Source organism: Candidatus Tisiphia endosymbiont of Nemotelus nigrinus (assembly GCF_964026475.1).
Taxonomy (GTDB): domain Bacteria; phylum Pseudomonadota; class Alphaproteobacteria; order Rickettsiales; family Rickettsiaceae; genus Tisiphia.
In genome coordinates, this window is record NZ_OZ032151.1 from 1,321,702 (window position 1) to 1,341,585 (window position 19,884).

At 33.6% G+C, this 19,884-nt stretch carries 18 protein-coding genes and 1 pseudogene; 3 read left to right on the forward strand and 16 right to left on the reverse strand.

What is annotated here, in order from left to right; translation table 11 throughout:
* Positions 1-115 precede the first annotated feature (115 nt).
* The 3 genes from AAGD39_RS06250 to AAGD39_RS06260 form a co-directional block, all read right to left on the reverse strand.
* Positions 116-391: a hypothetical protein gene (locus AAGD39_RS06250; RefSeq protein ID WP_341756496.1), complete on the reverse strand. Its 276-nt coding sequence runs from the start codon at positions 389-391 to the stop codon at positions 116-118.
* Positions 392-414: 23 nt separating this feature from the next.
* Entirely contained in the window at positions 415-786 is a 372-nt protein-coding gene (locus tag AAGD39_RS06255; RefSeq protein ID WP_341756497.1) for a hypothetical protein, read from the reverse strand.
* 390 nt (positions 787-1,176) lie between these two features.
* A complete protein-coding gene (locus AAGD39_RS06260; RefSeq protein ID WP_341756498.1) occupies positions 1,177-2,085 on the reverse strand; it encodes a hypothetical protein in 909 nt (302 codons plus the stop codon).
* A 254-nt stretch (positions 2,086-2,339) separates the two neighbouring features.
* Here AAGD39_RS06260 and AAGD39_RS06265 point away from each other — a divergent pair, with 254 nt between their 5' ends.
* Entirely contained in the window at positions 2,340-2,939 is a 600-nt protein-coding gene (locus tag AAGD39_RS06265; RefSeq protein WP_341756499.1) for a bifunctional (p)ppGpp synthetase/guanosine-3',5'-bis(diphosphate) 3'-pyrophosphohydrolase, read from the forward strand.
* A gap of 70 nt (positions 2,940-3,009) precedes the next feature.
* Positions 3,010-3,681 (forward strand): HD domain-containing protein, encoded by a 672-nt coding sequence (locus tag AAGD39_RS06270; RefSeq protein ID WP_341756500.1) that lies wholly within the window; start codon positions 3,010-3,012, stop codon positions 3,679-3,681.
* On the opposite strand, the gene AAGD39_RS06275 is transcribed toward AAGD39_RS06270, so the two are convergent.
* The 12 genes and pseudogenes from AAGD39_RS06275 to AAGD39_RS06330 form a co-directional block, all read right to left on the reverse strand.
* A complete protein-coding gene (locus AAGD39_RS06275; protein ID WP_341756501.1) occupies positions 3,621-4,856 on the reverse strand; it encodes an MFS transporter in 1,236 nt (411 codons plus the stop codon). The two genes, AAGD39_RS06270 and AAGD39_RS06275, sit on opposite strands and share 61 nt — an antisense overlap.
* Positions 4,831-4,986, reverse strand: coding sequence for a hypothetical protein (locus tag AAGD39_RS06280; RefSeq protein WP_341756502.1), 156 nt, complete (start codon positions 4,984-4,986; stop codon positions 4,831-4,833). The genes AAGD39_RS06275 and AAGD39_RS06280 overlap by 26 nt, the downstream gene beginning before the upstream one ends.
* A gap of 96 nt (positions 4,987-5,082) precedes the next feature.
* Complete coding sequence (locus tag AAGD39_RS06285; RefSeq protein WP_341756503.1) at positions 5,083-5,574, reverse strand: hypothetical protein; 492 nt, start codon at positions 5,572-5,574, stop codon at positions 5,083-5,085.
* A 98-nt stretch (positions 5,575-5,672) separates the two neighbouring features.
* The gene (locus tag AAGD39_RS06290; protein WP_341756504.1) at positions 5,673-6,125 is read right to left on the reverse strand and encodes a lysozyme; all 453 of its coding nucleotides are present in this window, start codon (positions 6,123-6,125) and stop codon (positions 5,673-5,675) included.
* A complete protein-coding gene (locus AAGD39_RS06295) occupies positions 6,109-6,651 on the reverse strand; it encodes a hypothetical protein (RefSeq protein ID WP_341756505.1) in 543 nt (180 codons plus the stop codon). Before AAGD39_RS06295 ends, AAGD39_RS06290 begins: the two co-directional genes overlap by 17 nt.
* Before the next feature lie 28 nt (positions 6,652-6,679).
* Positions 6,680-7,660, reverse strand: coding sequence for a hypothetical protein (locus AAGD39_RS06300; protein WP_341756506.1), 981 nt, complete (start codon positions 7,658-7,660; stop codon positions 6,680-6,682).
* Positions 7,661-7,872: 212 nt separating this feature from the next.
* Positions 7,873-8,271: a hypothetical protein gene (locus AAGD39_RS06305; RefSeq protein ID WP_341756507.1), complete on the reverse strand. Its 399-nt coding sequence runs from the start codon at positions 8,269-8,271 to the stop codon at positions 7,873-7,875.
* Between the two features lie 142 nt (positions 8,272-8,413).
* Positions 8,414-12,577: a hypothetical protein gene (locus AAGD39_RS06310; protein ID WP_341756508.1), complete on the reverse strand. Its 4,164-nt coding sequence runs from the start codon at positions 12,575-12,577 to the stop codon at positions 8,414-8,416.
* Between the two features lies 1 nt (position 12,578).
* Positions 12,579-14,720, reverse strand: a complete 2,142-nt coding sequence (locus AAGD39_RS06315) for a hypothetical protein (protein ID WP_341756509.1) — start codon at positions 14,718-14,720, stop codon at positions 12,579-12,581.
* 14 nt (positions 14,721-14,734) lie between these two features.
* Entirely contained in the window at positions 14,735-15,307 is a 573-nt protein-coding gene (locus AAGD39_RS06320) for a hypothetical protein (protein ID WP_341756510.1), read from the reverse strand.
* A gap of 72 nt (positions 15,308-15,379) precedes the next feature.
* A complete protein-coding gene (locus AAGD39_RS06325) occupies positions 15,380-15,949 on the reverse strand; it encodes a Panacea domain-containing protein (RefSeq protein WP_341757256.1) in 570 nt (189 codons plus the stop codon).
* A pseudogene (locus AAGD39_RS06330) lies at positions 15,928-16,218 on the reverse strand (integrase core domain-containing protein); the annotation flags it as partial. The gene AAGD39_RS06325 and the pseudogene AAGD39_RS06330, both read right to left, overlap by 22 nt.
* 1,127 nt (positions 16,219-17,345) lie before the next feature.
* Here AAGD39_RS06330 and AAGD39_RS06335 point away from each other — a divergent pair.
* On the forward strand, positions 17,346-18,098 hold the full coding sequence (locus tag AAGD39_RS06335) for an IS5 family transposase (RefSeq protein ID WP_341756107.1): 753 nt from the start codon (positions 17,346-17,348) through the stop codon (positions 18,096-18,098).
* Here AAGD39_RS06335 and AAGD39_RS06340 read toward each other — a convergent pair.
* Positions 18,082-19,836 carry a hypothetical protein gene (locus AAGD39_RS06340; protein WP_341756511.1) on the reverse strand — a complete coding sequence of 585 codons (1,755 nt, stop codon included), beginning with the start codon at positions 19,834-19,836 and terminating at the stop codon, positions 18,082-18,084. The two genes, AAGD39_RS06335 and AAGD39_RS06340, sit on opposite strands and share 17 nt — an antisense overlap.
* Positions 19,837-19,884: the final 48 nt, after the last annotated feature.

Sequence of the window (19,884 nt, forward strand, 5' to 3'; positions counted from 1 at the left end):
AATTTTATGACTACCAATGTTAAAAATCAATAGAAACATTTGCCGATCAATAATATAACCACTATCTTAATATTTCTTCATGTTTTTGTAATGTACAGATTTTTGCTTAGAAAGCCTAAACGTCTTCTAGTGGGTGGACAATATCTCCAGTTAATAACCTCTCCGCCACCTTATAAAAATCACCGGCATTACTTATATTAGCTAATAACCACTTGTAATTATCTCCCTCAAGCAGTTTCATTTCCCCTATAGCCACTTCCAATTGTTGCATTTTCTGTAATTTTAGTAGCATAACATCATACTTACATTCCTTAACAAGCTGTTGTATTTCTTTATCACCCTTTGCTTTCAGAGTATCATTCTTACACTTATTTATTTTGGCAAGTAACACATCATGTATCTCTTCTTGCTGATTTAATTTCTGCTCTTGTGCGATTTTTTTATTTGTTGCATTTTTTTGGAGATTTCTTGTTTTTTTTCTGATCCTATATTGGTAGCAAGCAATTTTTCTTGTACAGAATCTACTCCTTGTTCAATCTCCTTAGATTGTAATGCTTCTGCTTGTAATTTGTTTTTCTCTAATTTATCTCTTATATCATTTAATAACTCATCTCCTATCTTGTTGCCCCATAAATCTATTGTCGTCACAGTGTTGTTGTTTTCTAAGGCGTGTGCTAGTGCCTTCGCTCCCTCAGCTCCTATATCTTCGTACTTTAAATCTATTGCCTTAACATCTTTTCCTGCTTTTAAAGCTTCGATAATTTGATTAAATGAAAGTTTAGGCATAATATTTACCTCATAAATTTAATTAATATTAAATTGTTCTAAATAGCTGCTAATAAAGGTTAAGTAGTTTAATCTTGTTTTTATGTACTTTAGGAGTCTGTCGGAAATAAACCTTATATGCAAGCCTATACATCTAGAAAACAGACCAAAATAACTAACTCAAAAAGCGACAAACCAATTAAGAGCTATTTTTGATATGATGAATGAAAATTAAAACTTATGCTAATAAAAAGGTTAAGAAAACTATTAATTTTTTTAATAAAGTAACAAAATAATCACAGCTTCTAGTTTCATAGAATTTACATAGGTAGTGACAACAACTTTAGCACAATAAAGTATAACGTATTTCTTTAGTTTTTTATAATAGTACAGGAATTTTGTTTAAAAATCCTAAACGTCTTCTGTTGGATAAGCATAATCATCCCCAAGAACCATCACCCCTGAATCTTCAGAACAATCACCAACACAACTAGTATTAAATGCTTCAAGATTTTTACTTATAATCGTATCTATCATAGCAACTAAATAATCGTTGATTGGGTTTTGTTCTAAATTTAATTCTGTTAAGGTAGAATTATTCTTTACAGCTTTTAGCAAAATTAAGCCACCATTATTAGTTATCTCGTTTTCGCACAAATTTATTTGCCTCAAACTATTATTAGACTCTATAATTTTTGCTATAACCACAGCCCCCTTGTTGGTTATTTGGTTGCATTGTAAATCTATTCGCACCAAGGCACTGTGTGTTTCTAAGGGTTTTGCTAACAACTCAATTCCTTTATCACTCATTTGGTTGTAGTTTAAAACGAGTACTATCAGAGTTTTATTATTCATTAGAAATTGTGATATAAATTCAGCCCCATCCACAGTGATGTTGTTCTTACCAAAATATAAGTGCGTTACAGTTTGATTATTTTCTAAAAATTGTGTCATAAACCAAACTCCCTTATCGCACATATTGTTGTCCCACAAATTTACTGTCATCACGGTGTTATTGTGCTTTAAGCCTTCTGCTATATACTCAGTACCATCAGCATCTATTTGATTGCGATTCAAATCTATTTCTATTAAAGTTTTGTTGTCCTTTAAGAATTGTGCTAGTATCATAGCACCCTCAAAAGTGATTTTGTTCTTGCCCAAATATAAGTGTGTTACAGTGTGGTTATTTTTTAAAGCTGTTACTAGCGGCTTAACCTCCTCATCCCCTATATCACTATCATACAAATTTACTTTCTTAATATCCTTTCCTGCTTGTAGGTCGTCGATAGTTTCTTTAAGTGTAACATAATATTTACTCATATGAAAAAATAAATTATATCATTTTTTGGAAATAAATACAAAAAAGTATTGAAGTGTTTCTATTATTAGTATAATATATTTTATGTCTAAAGTGCTTCTGTTCTATAAATTATATAATGGAATAGCAGAATGATAGTTTGTGAGTTTTTTATAACAAATATATATTGATTTGTTAACTAATTAATTGCTGATAATTGACAAACTAATTATTACTTGTTAACCTTAAATATTCCTTTTTTAGTGTAATATTAATTATGCGGAATACCACTACTAACGATTTACGTAACATTATAGCTAATATTAGGATTAATCTGTGTAGAAATGGTATAGCAGCTGAAATACATTACCGATTAAAAGACCCTTATTCTGCTTTAAAGAAAATGCTAAGAAAGAACATAACTGTGAAAAAATTAACTGACCTAATTGCTTTTAGGATTATAGTTAATAAACAATATGATTGTTATAAAGTATTGCTTACTCTTTACAAGATATATCCTGTTAATATGGAAAAGACAAAAGACTATATTGTTAATCCTAAGGATAATGGTTACCGCTCTTTGCATCTAGTACTTATAGCTGACATCTATGACCGTAACATAGAAATACAAATACGTACTAGAAAGATGCATAATATAGCAGAATCTGGTACTGCCAACCATGAGGAATATAAAAAAACACAGGAAGAAAAACTAAGAAAGTTAGTCTATGAGGAGAAACTTAATACAGTTGCTATTAATACTGAAATAAATAATGCCTATGATATTTTTAACCAATTTAATTGGACTATATCAGAACTCATTGCTTATGAGCAGGCGATTGAAAATCTTTGGCATAAATTTCAAAATAATTCTTAAAAAATATAATAAAATTGTTGGCAATATTAGTTTAATTTAATGTACAATTAAAATAATGGAGGGATGTTTTATGGAAAATATTAACAATTGGTGGACAAAGTTTGAATCTTGTAAATATTCTGCTAAGTTAATTAATAGATTGATTTCACTAAATAAAAAAGCGACTCACCCAGTCGATATCAGAGAAATTATCAAAGCTATCTATTATGCTAAAAAATATCATGGTAGCCAAATGCGACAATCCGGCGATCCTTATTATTCTCATCCAATAGAAGTGGCGTACATGGTTGCTGAATACACAGCAGAGGAAGTTCGCCAATTATTTAAAACTGACATGATAGTTACCAGTTTACTGCATGATACTATTGAAGATACAGCCCTTACTGAAGAGATGATTGCTCGAATTTTTGGGAGTTTAGTTGCTAGCCAAGTGGAAGCTCTAACAAGGGTAAAGCCTTACGGTAAAATTAGCTCCAAAGAGACTTTGGATTTATTATCTCAACAAAAGAGATTTGATGTGGTATTGATTAAGTTATTTGACCGTATTCACAATCTACAAACACTAGGAGCTAAATCACCGGAAAAAGCACTGAAGATAGTTAAGGAAACTATATGCTATTTTATAGATATTTGTTACTATTTGGAAATACCAACAGCCGAACAACAATTAATAAATCTATGTTACAAAAATTTACCTATTACCCCTAACCCATTTGCTTTAGAGTACACATTTTTTGGGTAGATGATTTTAGCTGGTTTTGCTAGATTTTCAAAATGAGATAGTCCGTAAGTAAAACCGATCATTGTCGGAATCATAATAAACCATATTCCACAATTGCCAAAACACTCAATTAGGTAGACAAAACCAAAAGCACTAATAACATACATTAAAGCACGAGATACAGCAAATGTTATGCTGGCACAAGTAAAGCGTTTAAATATAGGAAAGCTTTTTAAACAAATGGGAGTAGCAGGGTCAAAGCATTTCTTCCATAAGATTATAATGAATTGAATCAGAAATAACTGATAAGGAGAATTAAGATTATTCAATAAATACGGACAAAATATCATAAAAATAGAAAATATTAGCAATATAATTTTTATGATTGATAATGGATATACTTTTAAACTTAAATAACATAATATTAATGTGGTTAACAGCTCCATTATACAGACAAGAAAATTATGGTGAATAACTTCAGGCAGTGTGTAACCAAAACTAGTTTGTAAAACATTACCACAATATATATAAATAAAATAAATACATACCGGTAAAGGACATTGTAATAAAAAGAAAGCTAGTACGGTTTTTTTATTAACTTTTTCTTGCCAAATAGGACGGTTATATAAAATATTTATATCTGTATTAGTTTTTTCAAAAACTTTTTTAATCCGACGTTTGGCATCAGCAAATTCGGGAGCTTCTCTAAGTTTGGTTCTTGCAACAGCACCAATCAGGGCAACTGCTGCACCTACCCAAAATGTTACACGCCAGTCAAAAGCATGCCAAGCAACAAGTGAGGCAATTGCTAAAGCCCCTAACTTTCCTAAGGTAGCACAAGCCCCTATAAATCCAACACTTGCATATTGTATTGGAGGGTGAAGCATCTCAGTCAAATAAAGTTCTGTCCCTACTATTTCACCTAGAGAAGATATACCTTGAATAGCCCGGCAGATGGTTACTAACCAAGCAGCTAAGATTCCTATTTGTTCGTAAGTAGGCAGATTAGCCATAACAACGCAAGCAAATGCCATCATGAAAGTTGTGATGATAACTGTTGCCTTACGCCCTATATTATCACCTACCCATCCAAATATTAAAGCCCCTAATGGTCTAAATAAGTAAGTTGCACAAAAAGCACCTGCAGAATACAAAGCCGTAGTGTGTGGATCAGTTTTTGGGAAAAAATAATTCATTAAGAAATCCCGCCATATGAACGTAAATCATCAAATCAAAATATTCAAGGAAAGTTCCTATTGACAGTAACCCTATAGTTTCTTTTTGTTCTTTGTTTAAACTTCTTTGTTCTTGAGGGTATCCTATCATTTTTCTTACCACCAATAGCTTGGATAATAATGATAACAAGAAAAAATAATATTAAAAGTGAAATAATAAATTTTAGTTAGTAATATTACAACAATCTTAATAAAGCCTAAATAACCTAGGAGAAGTCTCCTTGACATATTCACTATATATTTCAGGATAATCACTTTTAAACTTTGGTATGTCAAATGTTTTACGCGTGCAGTTTTTCCACGAGACAAGCATATGATCACCCATTTTTAGGTAAATATGGAATTGCATATAGTTCATTACTTCTAACTTTAAGCTATCTTCCTTGCAGAGTAGCTGTTGATGTATCTCCTCCAACTGATTCAGCTCTTTCACTTTTTCAGCTATTAAGTCATTTGCTTCAATAATATTCTGACTGGCAATATTATCATTATTGCTAGAAATAGCGTAGTGTTTTCTTGCCTGCTCAATAGTTTGGGGCATCACCTCAGGTGCAGTCTGTTTCTCAGTATCATTTACCACAACTTCTTGAGGTTTATTTTTCTTGTTGCTCAAATTAACAACATTTTGGTCTTGATATTGTTGTTGATTTCTTTCTATTTTTATCCTTGCGGCTTTCATTTTTTATCCTTGTTTATATGATGCTGTTTGTTTATAAAATAAATTCTCATATAACTAGATATGACAGGTAATTTTGACAACAAAATTACCTGTCATATCTAGTTCTGTAAAAATATTGCTCTTTCTAATAATCGTCTTTTTACCAAGCCCTTAAGCTTGACACCACGGGCATAAACCCATTTAGGGAATTCATCGGCAGCTGATAAATATTCACCTCGTAGCAGTTTTTGTCGTAAACTGGAAGCTTGAAATACACCAGCTCCACAGTTAAAGACAAATGATATCAAAGCCCCTTCTTGGCAGTAGTTTAATGGTACGCGGCAATGTCGATAAATAGCATATTTAGCTTGTTCTATATCTTGCTCTAGTAAGTAGTCAGCGTGTTCTCGCGAGATACCATCAGACATTTGTTGTTGTTCGTACTCTTTTATCACATGCCCCCAGCCAATAGTTTTTAAACCAGCTGGGCAGTAATATGGTTGTAGTCTCAGTCCTTCAAAGCTTTTAATGATATATTCTGCTTTACTATTGCTATCAATATTTGTAGCCATTAATCTTACCATTACCACTACCATTGACATAGGTGTAACCATTACCACTGCCATTACCATAGAGATAACCTTTATTGTTACCATTAACTCGGTATCTGCCAAAAGCTAGATGACCAAACCAAAAACCGATAACTGCACAGAATATCCCCTGATCTTCACTGCTCCATATGGTGTCAATTGATGCACCAAATTTTATGAAGATGGCTATTTTTAATGCTACATAGAGCAGAAAAAATATATAAGTAATCATTGGTCTAACACTGGTAGCTAAAAAATCCACCCAATTATTATTGTTGTTATTAGCTGTTTGTACACCAGCATATTGATACAGATATTTATTCTCATCATTATCAGCCTTAATTTGGATTTCCTCAAGTCTAGCACTATGGATAGTACTTGAAGCTTTTATTTGCAGACCGATTAATTTCAGCTCATGTTCCTTGTCTTTCTTATCCTTAAGAAAATGCAAAATTTCTGGTAAAAAACTACTGCAAAATCCTATAAAGGCACTTAATATTGCTATCATATAAATAATCTAATTTTCTTGCTTTCTATCAACTAGGAGTAAATTGTATATCCAAAGTAGTACGAAGCTCACTATTACCAGTAACTATTATACTACAATTACTAAAATCGATACCGGCATTTGCTCTTAAGCTACCGGTATAATTAGTCAATCTATATGTCTTACGACCTCCTTGGTCATTTTCGAGATAATAGCCATTCTTATTACTATTAAATTGGTTAATTTGGTTAGAATAAGAATTATTGCTAGCTTGTAGATTATTAACTTGCGTAGTTAAACTATTAACTTGCGATTTCATATTATTAAATTCCGAGGTTTTACTGTCAACTTGTGTATTTAAGCTACTGACTTGCGAACTCATGCTATAAACTTGTGTATTTAAGCTATTAACTTGCGTAGTTAAACTACTAATCTGAGCTTGTTTCTGATTAATAACATTATCTCTTTCTCTTAGACGTTGTTCTAAATCGCCTATTTTATTAAGCAAACTTTCGGTTTCATCTTCTGCCACAATATCTGATAGGTGCAAACTAGCGAGCGAGGTTAGGCTTTGGCTTAAATCTTTGCTACTCTCAAGACTATTTAGGTTACTCTGACTATTATTATCATTAATACAGATGATATATTTTAGCTCTTTAATATTGCCGCGTTCAAGACGTTCATTTAGGTTCTTCAGATTATCTCTACCAACCCGGTTGCCTAAATTCCAAGGCAGGACGATATAATTACCTTCATCCTCAGAATTCATGGATATTTTAGTGAAAGGATGTTGCTTGCCCAAATAAAAGCTTAGTGATGCTTTAGGAAATTCTTTAATTTCAGTGCCGTTCGTAGTTGTTATGTGTAACTCTGCTCCATCTACCTGATGCGGTATAAAGACCTTATCGTCAAAATGAAATTTAGCGACATCCGGTAAATGATCACTATTACTTGCGTGAACATTTTTCATGATTGTTCTAAGATTTTTGATATCTTGTGACCCGTGAAATCTGACTGCAATTCTTCTCATATAATCCCTTATAATACATGTGTTTTAGAGGATTTATTATAGCATAAAAAATTGTAATTTGCATCAAATATTGTGATATTTTTACATCATAAATTGTTAAAATAAATCAAGCAATGCAGGAGCAGAATAGAAACAATGAAAAATGTTTAATAAGAAGAGGAGCTATTTGGCAAGTAATCAATATTTGTTAAATTGAAACTATAAAGTGCAATTTAGACGTTGTCATGTAGTTGTATAATGCGAGAATCATTATTTGTTGTTTTTGGCTTACTAGAGAAAAAACATGAAGGTATAAAGTTTTTGGTATAAAGCAACCTTTCTAAAAAGGAGGACTCCACGGGCATTGTTTCAGTACTTTTATTAATAAAATGGACGGCTCTTAGCAAAATATATTTTTCTCTTTCATTTACAATAAAAGCAGCTTTTTCCTCAAGATAATTTTTGTTAAGCTTTGCTGGATTAAGCATATACCATTTTTGGTCTCGCTCAGATTCTTCCAATTTTTGATAATCTTTAGCTTGGAGATCAAAAAAATCTGATTCTAATATTTCTGCTTTTGCGTATTCATAGAGTACTTGGATTCCTCTACCTACTTCTAAAAAACCAAACACACTACCTATATTTTTAATTTTTTTAAGGAATAGAAAAATGATAACAATGTTGTCACAAGTAATATGAAACTATTTTTTTAAGAGTTTTGCAAGCATAATTTTGCCTTATCGTCATTTTCAATTATTATGTGCATTCTTTCTCCTACCAATTCAGGCTATGGCAGTCATGGAAGGCACATAAAGCTGGCTGTAGATAGAATAAATTCCTACCCGGGATGTGTCTTTGAAGGGATTTTTTAAGCAATTCTTCTGCCCTATCCAACTCGCCATTTTTGATTAAAGTAAGCATTGTGCCAAAATCAATGATGTCACTACCTGCCGTTCCTGCTAACGCTTTAAGCAGATTATTATAACTATCATACTCATTAAAGAAAAAATCCCCAAATAATCCAAGACCACCGCCCTGTAATAAAGATGCCATAAATACTCCTTCTTCATTTGGATCAAGCCATTCTTTCCCTTCTACCAACCTTTTGGCATTGATCGATAAGTAACCAAGCCCTATAGAACCCGGTAATAATTGAAACAACATTTTAATAGTAGTTGGGTTTCTCATTGATTTAGCGATATCTTTCCATGTTCCTAAATCCAATAAATTGCCACTACCTACTTGTTGATGAAGTGGTATCTGATCGATGGTTACTGATTTTAACGGTCTAGTAATGTAAGTATAGGCAAAAGTTTTGAATTGCATTATACACTGAATCACCGCGGCAGCTGGCGAGCCTACCTTAATACCTAAATTGCCGAGTAACACGGCATTTCTCTCGGCAGTATGCGGAGTGGCAATAGCTGTATCGACCCGGTCAAGTAAATATCTTCGTAAATTATTGGTCAAATCCTGCTTAAGTCTAGTTCTATTGAGATCACTAACTATACTATTACTATTTTGTTGTAAATACTGGTCTAGCAAATGATCAGGTAGTAATGCCATATCAGGTATTAAATATGGTTTATTCTCTATTTGTTGTACTAAATGCTGATAAAGATGCCAATTACTTTCATTAATGCCATATCTATTAAGCAAAGTTTGTAAGTTATGATATAGTGAGTTAAAGGGCTTATTAACTTGTAATGCTAAATTATGCGATAACAAATTACCAACTGTAGATTTCCAAACATTATCCCACCAATTCATACAATTTAGTTTAAAAAATGCATTGGTAAGTTTAAATATGCTACCAGATACTGGATACTCTCCTGCAAAGCGAGAATGACTATGACCAATCAATGAATCTACAGCCACACCAAGTAAACTAGCAAGCTCTTTTTTCTTTTCACCATTAAGTCCTGTAGCCGCCACTTGTAATATATTCGCATAAGATTGCATTATTGGTATGCCATTATTCTGTAGCTCACTGACAAAACTTATCATATCAGGTATTGAAGAAAGTACCACCTTGCCAAGATTTGCCATACAGTTCCAAGCACGATAAGCCCCAAGGATACGGTCAACTGATGGTATTTGTGGTTTAACTCCTAGCATTAGGTCTAACTGATTGACAAAACTGTTGGGATTGCTAAGTACCGCTAATTGCTTTAGACTTTCTGCATAAGTCAATCTAGTTGGTGATTTTGTCGTCGAAACTCGCCTCCGTTCCTCACGTACGTCTGTGTACGCTGCGGTACTCGGCTTCGTTTCTCCTAAAAATCCCTCAACTATCTTTGGCTTATGCAGAAAGTCTTTTAAAATAGCTGGGTCTTTAGTTGCTAACTCTTGTAGCTCTCTAGTAAAAGTACCTTTGATTGATTGTAGCATTAACTCAGGATTACAACCCATACTCTCCATTATCCCGATGCTCCGACCTAGTATATTAAGGTTACTAACTACCGAATCAGCAATGAAAGACCGGCTTTTAATTAAAGGGCTAATGAGCTTGTCAACAAAGTCATTTTGTACGTAATTACCAAACTCCTTCTGATATGCTAACCAAGCTTCGGGCGATTTAAAATGTAGCTTTCTACTAGCTGACACCACATCAGCTACGTTATTTCCTTTAATGTGAGTAAATGCTATATTTAAATATTGGTCAGTGTCTTTTAGATGAATGCTACTGGCTAGATTATTAAATATTGCCCTTAAATCTATTTCATCATTTAGTTTAGCCATTCTCTCGAAATCAAGTAGTGGATAGATAAATTTTAACCACGCTTCATAACCAGCTTCTCGGAGTTTAAGACTATTATGCTGTTGTTTAGTAATATAACCCTCTAGCGGGATTATATAACCACCTGCTAGATTAGCTCTATTGATGGCGATTGTTTGCCATTTATTGATTATTTGAGCGACTATCATTGCCCTCTCACTACCAGTTGACTTTTTATCAGGATGGCTGATATTCCATAATTCCTGTATTACGTCCTTTTCATAAGCAATATCGCCGTACTCGTGTAGTACACCAGCTTTCTCTAAATCTCTTGTAAGACCAAATAACAGCTCGTTAGCAATAGTTTGTTGCCGTAAATCAACTTGCCGTAAATATTCTTTTATCGCAGCAACCTTATTGGGATGATTTTTAATAAATCTCTCTATGGCAGCCATCTTAATTAAGTTTAGGGCATTATTTCTTTTTTTTACAAAGTACTCCTCCTTAAAATCATCAATGAACATATCTATTTGTTTGTCTCTCTCTAACAAATCTAATCTTTCCTGTCCGACAAATTCTTTATGGATAGTCTTTAGCTCATCCACTAACTGTGGATCGATGAGACTTAGAGTTTTAAATAATTCCTCTAATTCTGAAGGGTTAGCACTTTGCTTAACCTTGCGTAAAATTTCTTCGGTTTGCTGGTAAATAACATCTTGCTTGATAGATTCTGCTTGATAATTAACCTTTTGTTGTTCCGGTAAATTGGCTATTTCAGTTTCTAAAGAAGCTAGATGCTCTTGTAGATTAGGACTAGCATTGTTATTATCAAATTTCTTATCATCACCATGGTAAAAAGATTCAGCTTCTTGTGGATTCTCAAGATTGATATGTTTACCTTCCTCTAGCTGTTTTCTTGCTATATATAACTCTTCGGGTGATAAATCATAGCCTTTAGTCTCCCATTGCTGACGTCGTAAATTATTGATAATTTGCTGATCTAATTGTTTTACTGCTGTCAAATATTCCTGAAACTCCGGGTTATTAATATGCTCCTGATATAATTGTTGTAATTTGCCTTCTTCCTCTAGTAAAATATCCAAGAACCATCTTGGTATTGCTTCAGTCTTGCCATTAGTACCAAACTGATCATGCATATGTTGTTGTAATTCTGCTATTTGCCTCTGCTGGGTAGAATATGAGGGAAATTGTTGCTCGGCTGCCGTAATTAATTGTAGCTTCTTTGCTTGTAACTCAGCTAACCTTGATAAAGAACTGTTTCCAATATTAGCATCGGTACTTGTTGGTACTTGACTATCAACTTGCTCAGTTTCTATTATATTCTCCTGAGGAGATGATTCTTTTAGTACAGTGTCAATATTATCTTTTAACTGACTATCAACTATCGGATGTAAGGTCTCAATTTCAGGATGTAGCTTATTTGAATATAAATACAATCTGTCTCGCAAATATTTAGCCGAATAACCAAGACCATGCAATGTTGCACCAAATAAACCACTTTCTATAATATTAATCAAACTATTTGACAAGTCATAAGGTCTTTGTTCAGTATGTCGTTCATTATGAAGAACTGGCTCGGTAACTCCCTGACCTGTAGCCCCGCCTACCAAGCCCTTAGCTAGTGTTGTTGGAAGTTTGCCATATTTTAGGCTAGCCGCCGCCCACATTGCTGGTCTACCAATAGGAATGAAGCTAGCAGCAATATTAATTACTGACAAATTACCAAATACTATCTCAGCTCCAAACTTGCCAATAGCTTCAACTAATCCACCTTTACCTGCAGCAATGATATACTCGTTAATTTCTCGCTGCTTTTTCCTCTCTAAAATATCTTCTACTTGTGTTTCGGTAAAATTAGGGTCGTATTTTAAACCTGAATCACTATATTTTTGCTCAAAATCTTCCTTGGTTAATTTATTATTATAAGTTTTAAAATATTCAGCAATATCCTGCAATTCAGGATCAATAATATGTTGTGGGTTAAAAGATTGCCATAAAGTTAATAGGCTTGGACTATCTGCATAAGCTTGCTTAGCTGATGCCCACCAAACATCTAATTTACTACTACCTAACAGATCAACGACACTATTAGTTCTAAAACTCGGTATTAAGATAGAATAGTAAAGTGATTGATTATTTGCGTAGTAACGTGATTGGTCATTTGAGTAATTATTTAAGCTGTCATTATTTTTCATCATACTAATCTATTGTATATGATTCAGAGATACTTTGTAATATTCTTTGCTTTTGCTGCTCTAAAGCTTGAGGGTTATTTAACTCTGACAAATCAAATTTTAATATTTTACCAACTCCTGCCATAACTGGCAAATACTGACCATCTTTGGTAGGGAAAGTATAATAGACACTCTTTTTGTCAGGCGTTAGTTTCCATTTACCTTGTTGCAACCATTCTCGTATTATTGCTGCAGCGGCATATTGTCCTATTGGGTCATTGATATTATCAATAATATTGCTATTACGACTGTCCCTAAAACTAGTAATATAATCATAAGCTATAGTTCCGTTAATGATACCATGTTGCAACTCTGCTAGACTACTCTCTATGTAATCGGCATTTAAATCAATGATCATACCTCGTACTATCATCTGACGGGGTATTTGCAGATTTTTACTATCTATTCGCATACAGACCTCACTAATCAATTTGGTGGTTGCTTTTTTTACTGCTTTGGCAATTGATAAATCTTCAGTACGTTGGTAGTACTTAGCTAAATATTTTATAGCTTGCCGTGTTTGGTTAATCTCTGTTTCGTTTTGAATATCAGTTTTAGCTAAATCTTTACCCCATCGCTCGAATACATAATTTTTGTCAATTTCTTTGTTAAATTCTGTCATTTCATGACCGATAAATAATGGCTGACTTTTTACTGATAGCTCATTAACTAATGCGATCATCTGTATAAATGTTGATGCTGTCTTACGGTTATATAGCCTATTTTCAGCATAAAATTGAGTCAGACACTCTAAATCTCCTTTACCCCTTAAGATTTCTTCCAGTATCTCCAAGCCATATTGTTCACCACCTCCTGTATCATCATCTCGCAGACTAATTATACTGTCGATGGCTTGTTTAATTTGGTTTACATCTTTACCCTGAATCTTTTTTAAAAACTCAGTACGTTCAGATTCCATTAAATATCTCTGTGCATAACTCGGTATGCCTTTTTGCTCCTGCAATTGTTTTCTCAGCAAATAACGTTGGAATAGTGCCATGTCTTTGGGTATTTCATCGCCTTCCTCAACCAACCTAGCCGGGTCTGTTTGAGCCAATTTAAGTTGTTTATTAAACTGCTCTACCAAAATATGATATAGTCTCTCTTTCTTGTCATAATCACTATCCCCACCCTTTGGGGCAATTTGTTGTAATATTTCCTGACCTTGGTTGAATGGTAGGTGTTTTATTTGTTGTGAGATAACAAAAGCCTGCTTATACAAAGCTTCTTGGCTGCTAAATTGCAGTAATCGTGGATCATCAGCATTAAAGCTGGCTTGCAGTAGGTTTTCAATGCCCTTAACACGCTCTCCAGTATTTAGGATACTGTGCAAGTCGGCATTGATAAGCGAACTAAGTTGATGTTGTCTCAGTAATTGCTGATGATGCAGTAGATTATTTGCTTGATGTTCTAGCTTAACCCTTTGTTCAAGCGATAAATCTCCCTTCCATTCAGCCTTGATATTGGGATTTAATATAGCATCCGGCGAATGTTTTAAAGTACCTAGTGCCGCAGCAAATGCCAAAGATTGTCTAGCATTAATCAGCATTTGTTCTTTTTCTTGGGGCAGTAACGATAAAGAGCTAATAGCTACTATGCTATCTTGTAAATTACTACTATAAAACTCAGGATTATCATAAGTAGCAATCTTAAACTTTTCGATAGCTTCAATTGCTAAATGGTGACGTTTACCATCAATCAGTTTGGCTTCTGTATAGCTTATATGTCCAGCTAAAGATATTTTATATTCATTAATCTTAGCTTGCAACATACGCTTGGTCAGTGGGTTCTTAGCTCGTTGCAGATAATCTACAGCCCGCTGATCATACTTGCCTAAAAAATAGTCGCTGAACGGTTTGTTGTTTTCTGAGAAATCTGGATGCAGTTCATCAAATTGCGTCAAGCAACTAAAACCACCAGTTTTGTTATCGCTAGCTACTTCAATATTGTTCTGTGATTGATGCAAGTGGTTAGTGGTATCTTTAATAAAGTCTGCCCATAAATTCGGCATTTCTACGCTAGCATCTTTCTCAAGCTTGCGTATCAAATAGCCTTTAGCTTCTTCATTAATTTTCTGACTTATCCCTGCTATAACTTGCCATTTCATCTTTGTTTATCACTTTACTTTTTCTTTTCTATTATTCCTTCATTAATTCTTGATATTTCAGCAAGATCAGATACACCGCTTAAAACCGTACCAAGATTTTGCCAAGGTGAAGCTGACTTGATCGAACTAATATTACGGTTAATTGCTTCCTTATTTAAGTCAATCATTGCCGTGTTTAAATTTGATCTTGGTCTTTGGTGAAAATGTTCAGCTTCTACGCTTCTTGCCTTCATCTCATCCATATAAGCCATATGTCGTAGTAATAAGCCAGCTGAATCAGTGCCAGTTATACCAATACCAGTTTTCAGGATATTATAGCCCAGCTGTTGGCGATTATATAACTGCTCTTGCCTCAGCATATCGACATGATAACTTGATATTGCCCCATATTCTGCAGTTCTTTCCATTAGTTGTTGACGGTCAAACCTGACATTCTCCTGTTGTTGTCTCAATAAATGCTGCCGTTCATATAAAGACTGCTTGGTTTTCTCTTTATTAGCTCTTAGTTGAGCGTAAGTATTAAATACAGATGCTCCTGTAGCAAATATACTAGCCCCACTCGAGAAAAAATTTAGAAAATCAAACATCGCTATTTTTTACCTTTTAGAAATTTTTGGCTATTTAATTTGTTGCAAAAATATGCTATATTATAGTTAGTATTATTTTAAAAACTGTTCTGTAATATCTTCTGCAGGCACTCCGCTGTCATAATTCATCCACCATTGATCTTCAGCATTTTCTATTTGGACAATATCTTTTTTTGAAATTGATAAAAGATAATCTTTAATATCCTTTATTACATCAGTCTTAAAGAACTTACACATTTCTTCTTTCGTAATAATTTTATTTTGGCGTATAATAGCTTCACAGCAAATAGAATGTGTATGTGTTAAATTACGTAAATACGCAGCTGTATGATCACCATAAAAAGAATAGACTTTATAAATTAATTCTTTCTGATTTTTGCTATAAATATCAAAATCCATTTCTCTAGGTGGAGGAATGCCATCAGCTTCAAAATTACCAAATGTTAAACGTAAAGCTCGTACTACTGGTCCATGTTTCCATGCTTCCACTTCTTCTGCAAAAAGCGGTCTATCAAATAAAGCAAGATTTATTCCTTGAGCAAAATATATTAGTTTTTGTAGTTTTAGCTGGGTTATGGTATCACCGGCTTTTCTATCTACTAAAACTAAAAAATAATTAGCTATATCCCAACAACTAAGTATCTGTTTAGTCCCAGGATGTGGCGGTTAGGGTTAATAATAAATTTATTTGGATCAGATGTCCATGTTTTTATGATAAATTCATAAGGAGTTAAACCTTTAAGAGCTTTAAGTCTTTTTGCGAAATTGTAGGCATTGATAAAATCATATAAATGTTGTTTAAGTTGCTGATGATTGTCATAATAAAAACGTTTAACAGTTGCCTCTTTAATAGTACGATTCATACGTTCTACCTGTCCATTAGTCCATGGATGATTAACTTTTGTTAGCCTGTCTATTTGCCCATTATCAAGCCTTTCTTCAATATAACCACCTTTACTATTAAAGACCTTCAATCCTAATTCAGCATCTTTTTTTGGAGTATGTTCTACTTCATCCGGAAATATCAGAGGAAAAGTCTGTAATATCGAAGAATAAGGAAAACCTACCGACAAATGTCTTACCGGATGTTTTAGCTTAATCAATTCATTATCGATAATTCGTAAATCATGTAATTCTTCGTCACCAATGATAGATACGACAATTTTCTGAAAAATTGGCAATATAGTGGCAATATTTATTTGCTGAAATGATGGCAAGCAGTTACGGGCTATACTACTTAATTCATAACCACCAATATCAGGAAATAGTTTTTTAAAAACTGGAAAATATCTTTTTGATAATAGTAAATATTTCTCTAATTTTATGCTCTTCTCATCTTCAAGGATATCTTTCAGTAAAGCCGGATGAAAGCTCGGCATAATTAACTGACAATACTCAATAATGTTACGCTGCAAATAAGCTAGCCCTTCTTTGAGTTCTTGCATTTGCTCAAATATTCTACTCGCTAATGGCTCAGTATAATCTGCTTCGCTATATACTGATGCTCTAGAGGACGATAATGAAGACTTACGATCTCTTCCCATTATCGGGGCAATTCTGTTTGTTACTTCATCTACAATCCCATCGATAGTTTGACTAAAACTATCAGACAGAATATATTCCCTAACATCTTTACTTAATGGTTTATCGAGTATGATATTTCTTAGACAATCAACTATTTCTTCTCGTCTTTTTGAATTGGTCAGCTCATAAATCTTGTTATCATTATGTATTTGTTGTAATTTATCGATTAATTGATTAGTAATAGCTGATAATTTATCATTTATTTGTTGCTTACTAGTATGTTGGTTAAATTCAATAATTTGCTGGTCAATTAATTGTTTGGTTTGCTCACCAAATATATATTTAGTCAGTTCCGGATGAGCGATATTTAGCAATTCTTGGTAAAAATCCACTCCAGTTTTGGCAAAAAAGTTTTTTAAATTAACTAGGTTCTGTGAAGTTTTGTAAAAAAATAAATTAAAAAGAAGGAGAGGTAGTGTATTTTCTATTTTAGACAATCAAAAACACTACCGGAATGAATTATCATATAAAAATCAGAGAATGGCAACAAATTATTGAAATATTAAGAAAAAGAAAAGATATAAAAACAAGAAATGAGGATAAGCTTAGACGATTTATTGAAGCAATATGGTACATAACACGTTCAGGATGCCAATGGCGGTTGTTACCGAGTGTTTATGGTTCATGGCGAGCAGTGCATATGAGGTTTAAAACTTGGTCTAATAAAGGAATATGGACCGATTTGTTTGAGCAAGTACAAGCTAATCCTGACATGGAATCAACAATGATTGACGCTACTATAGTTCGTGCCCATGCATGCTCAGCAGGTTATAAAAAAGATAGCCAAGATCAAGAAGCTTTAGGGCGTAGTAAAGGAGGTTTTACTACTAAAATCCATGCCTTAGTTGACGCTCTTGGTAATCCTTTAAAGTTTATTTTAACTGCAGGTCAAAGACATGACATTACACAAGCCAACTCATTGGTTAAAGATATTAAAAATACTATGCTCCTTGCCGATAAGGCATATGATAGCAATGCTTTTATTGAGCAGCTTGAAGAGCAAAATTGTATAGCTGTTATTCCATCAAAAAAGAACCGAAAACAGCAAAGGGAGTACGATAAACATATCTATAAAGAACGTCATTCGATCGAATGTTTTTTTGGTAAAATTAAACATTTTAGACGAATTTTTTCGAGATTTGATAAAACTGCTACTGCTTTCTTGTCTTTTTTGCAATTTGTTGGAGCTTTTATATGGCTTCGTTAGAAAACTTCACAGAACCTAGCAGACCGGATTTTTTATCACTATCCTGCTCGGCATAATATAGCAATATTTTTTTATTGATGTGGCTAACCGCTAGTCGCATCTCTTGTATTTCTCTACTTATTTCAAATTGCAGATCAATATTTTGCTTAGCAGTTGCCATAATATCTTGCACCGTACCAGCAATGAACCTAATTAGTTCGGTATTTAGCTTCTTTATTTGTACACAAATAGTTGGACGAAAGGAAAAAGCACTATTAGGCAGATATTCCATCAAACCACCATCTCTTAAAATATCCGGCACATCTATTTCGTTTAGTAGCTCCACGACTTCAATAATATCACCACCAAGTCGCTCACCATCATATAATAATTGCTCGATTGTCACAAAGCTTTCAGGATTATTTAAAAACAGATTGTCTAACTCTGCATAAATACGCGAGAATATTCGATGATAGGCAAAAGATACCGCCAAAATATTCATAATCTTAGGCAAATAATTTTGATAATATTTTTGTAAAAAATTCTCTATCTCAGCTTTATATTCGTCATAATTAGCAACTAGCCTATTTTTGTATTTAAAAGAATTACCAACATTATCGAGCTTAAGTCTCAAAATAGTTTCTGCTTGAGCTTGTACAATATGCTCTAGCTTGGTTATATCACCTCTAAACTCATAAGCACTATCGTCTTTTAATGCTTGTATGATTGTTCGGTAGGCGGCATTCTCTCCGGGCTGTTGGATATTCACATGACAATCAGCATAAACTGCTTTATCGGTAACAAAATGCTTAGCAGAAAAATAACGAGTTTGTAGCACTTCTAGATATTCCTTGATGCTTACACCAGTATCATCACTTCTCCGAACATGCAAATATAACATGTCGGCACTTTCAGCATAGATTGATGTGATACCTAATACTTGACCATTGCCACCCAGCCAATGTTGTGACCAGCCCATAATTTTTAAATCATGCGAATAGATAAAACTAGCAAAAGAGCCATTTTTTAGCACTGCCACTATCATCGAAAATGGACTATTACAGCCGACAATTTGCCTAATACCACCAGCAAATATATGCTCAGCATAGGCAGTGATGTCTGATATCTGAAAGCCACCTTTTTCTTGTGAGTAATACAAACTATTGATTTTACAGCCATTGCCTTCGACAAAAAAGATGGTCTTAGCGATTACTACTGGTTTCAGTGGTGATATCGGTAGCTCAATCTCTTTATGGATTTTAACAAACTCTCCCTTAGCTCGATCTCCTTCTTTGACTAAATAAATGCCATCACTAGTACCTAATAATAACTCATCGCCAAAAGGCACAGACCATAGGACATTATCAAAAGTCGCGGAAGAGAAAGTAGCTGAAAAAGCACTTAACGGGTTGCGAGCTTCCAGTAAAGTCCTATATGCCATCCTAAAATCACTAAAATCTCCTTTATAGCTTGCCCAAATTGAATGAATATTTTTATTAACCCCAAAGCACCATAATCGGTTTTCAAAAGTAACTACTGAAGTACAATATAATTTCTCCTTATTGGCTTGGTAGATAGGAGATTGATTAGTATATGATAAGCTTGCTGCTCGTTGGTAAAGGTCTTTTAATGTATTGTTAATTTGATCTACTTCCGCTCCATAGATTACCTCATTAAAAGGTTTTTGTATTGTATTATATCCTTCTTGCCTTACAGTAAAATAATTAACTTGGCATTTTAGCGGTTCGATAATAAACATCCTATCTTTATTAGGAAAATTACTGGCTAGCTCATAGCTACTACTTGA